Source organism: Rhodopirellula maiorica SM1 (assembly GCF_000346295.1).
GTDB classification, from domain to species: Bacteria; Planctomycetota; Planctomycetia; order Pirellulales; family Pirellulaceae; genus Novipirellula; species Novipirellula maiorica.
The window spans coordinates 1-2,294 of sequence record NZ_ANOG01000707.1; the positions used below are offsets into that span (position 1 = coordinate 1).

Below are 2,294 nucleotides of genomic sequence, written 5' to 3' on the forward strand. Positions count from 1 at the left end.
AGCAAGGCGTGGTGAATCGTCGTTTGAGTCAAGTTGGGCTGGGGATACCTCGAGTTCAGCCAACTGCCGTCGTGTCATCAAGTCCGGCGGCCGCAGATGCAGAAATGTTTCCCGCAGCATCCGCCCTGCCCTTGCCGGCGGCAGAGCAGACGGTCCAGCCAGCCAGCTATTCGATTCAGTCGTTTGATGGATCGGATAATCTGGAGCAGCGATTTGACGAACTCGAAAGCGAGGTCGAGGCGCCGGTTCGTCGACTGCGAGTCTTTTTCGAGACCGGGGTGCTGTACAACTCGAATATCACGTTGACGCCAATCAGTCGTGAATTGGCGCAAAGCGACGGGGCAAGTTTCCAGGCGTTTGCCAATCCTGATCTCGATTGGAAATGGATTCGCACCGAAACGACGCGAATGGGGCCGATGTTCCGCGGCTACTTTACCGCAAACGAACAACAGTTCGAGCAGTTCAATCTGGCGAGCTTTCAGCCAGGAGCCTTCTTCGAACGCGATTTTCAGCTTGGTCAAAACGAGGCGATCGGGCGTTTGGAATACATCTTTGCGAACGACTTTTTTGATGGCGACCAAGTCGGCGACCGACATTCGGCAACCGCCTCGCTTACTTTGATTCGGCCGGATTTGGATGCCATCTACGGTTACGTGACGGTAGCTCAGTCGGATTTTAACGACGATGGCATCGATCCTGCGGCAACATCCTTGGATGGCACGACGGTGACTGCGGGGATCAGCCGTTTCTTTCAAACCGGCTGGGATCGATTGCCGACCTATTCGTTAGGGATCGATCTCGAATCGGCGGACACCGAGGGAGCCGACTACCGTTACCAATCGGTCAATCTGCATGGATCGACAGGCTGGTGCATCAGCGATCGATGGAAGTTCATTCCAACGTGGGGCGTCGGCTATCGTGACTACGCCGACTTCACCGGCCCCGTGGCTCGCGACGAGTTCTTTTGGCGGCTGCATGGCCGTTTGCAGTACGCGGTCACCGATTCGTTGACGCTGGCGATGGTGGCCGGTCACGACCGTTTCGCCTCGGACAATCAAGACTATGACACCGAACGGACCGAAGGCGGCGTCGTGCTGACGTTCACACGCTAGCGGCGAGGAATCTTAGCGACCGCTCAACCAGGGTGCCGCAAGGCCTGCGATTCCCATCACAAACAGAATGCCCAGCGTGATTCGTCGCAACCGTGCCCGGCCAAGCCAATTTCCAAAACGTAGCCCGGCAAACGTGACCAACAACAGCAGCGGTGTCATCGCAGCCGCCAGCAAACCTGGACGAATGATCCGTGCGCCGAAGGTGTAATACAGCAGCCCGATCGCGGGGAACATGCTGATTAAAAACATCCCAAACAGAAACCCACGAATGCGTCGCGTGTCCCAATCATGAGCCTGTACCCAGAACACAAGCGCCGGGCCGCCCATGCCGACAAGCCCCTGCAGAAATCCCGATAGGGGGAAAGCAAGGAAGGCCCATCCGCGATGCAGCGACGTTCGCGGCCGAGGGCTCAGCACCATCATGGCGATCGTCACCGCAAGCACCACACCGCCGACGACTTGCCGAAGCGTGATCACCGAATAGCTCTCCAGCGTTCGCAGCACCGCGATGCCAATCGGCAAGAACACCAATCGCGTGATGCCAGGGACTTTCAATTTGGAAAAGGAGATCGCATCACGAAGCGTCCACACACCCCATAGATTTTGAGGGATGGTTGCGACCAACAGCGATGTTTGGGCTTCGGGGATCGAATAGCCACACCACATCAGCGCGGGGACAATCAACAGCCCGGCAGCAAAGCCGGCTGCGGATTGGACAAAGATGCCGATGCACAGAATCAATGCGAACGGGAGAATGGAAACGATTTCGTTGATCATGCGCCGTAGTGTAACCAGCCAGTGGCAGGTTCAGAAGCAGCGAAATCGAAAACGACTCGGAACCCGTCCGCTGGCCTCCCATCGACGCTAACACCGTCAAAGCATTCCGTAGCGAAACTCGCCAAGAGTTTCGGGGGGCATACGTTAATCGAACGAAAGCCGCCGGCGGCTTGTCGACTTAATCGTTAAACCAGTCAGCCGAAGGCGTTGTCGCATGGGTTTGCGTACGCCTACCGGCTAACGGTTAAACGAAGCATTCTAACGTTCAGGCTAAATTGAGTCGCAACGGCGACCCGTAGGGCGTAAGGCACCCTCTTAGCAGGTGAGACCCGACCGCTGACCAGAACGTCCAGCTTAGGCCAGAGGCCGATACATCCTCTGCCGTGGCCGTAAGGCCACGGGATA

2 protein-coding genes are annotated in these 2,294 nt (G+C 57.1%); one reads left to right on the forward strand and one right to left on the reverse strand.

The annotated features are described in order from the left end of the window. Positions 1 to 1,112: hypothetical protein (locus RMSM_RS22950; protein ID WP_236622272.1), on the forward strand; the 1,112-nt coding region annotated here is incomplete at its 5' end. Between the two features lie 12 nt (positions 1,113 to 1,124). Here RMSM_RS22950 and RMSM_RS22955 read toward each other — a convergent pair. Then, positions 1,125 to 1,889, reverse strand: coding sequence for a sulfite exporter TauE/SafE family protein (locus RMSM_RS22955; RefSeq protein ID WP_008702041.1), 765 nt, complete (start codon positions 1,887 to 1,889; stop codon positions 1,125 to 1,127). Between the last annotated feature and the right edge of the window lie 405 nt (positions 1,890 to 2,294).

What these genes read in the sequence shown, in the direction of transcription:
- RMSM_RS22955 (WP_008702041.1), bottom strand. Translation starts at nt 1,889, where the DNA reads ATGATCAACGAAATCGTTTCCATTCTCCCGTTCGCATTGATTCTGTGC.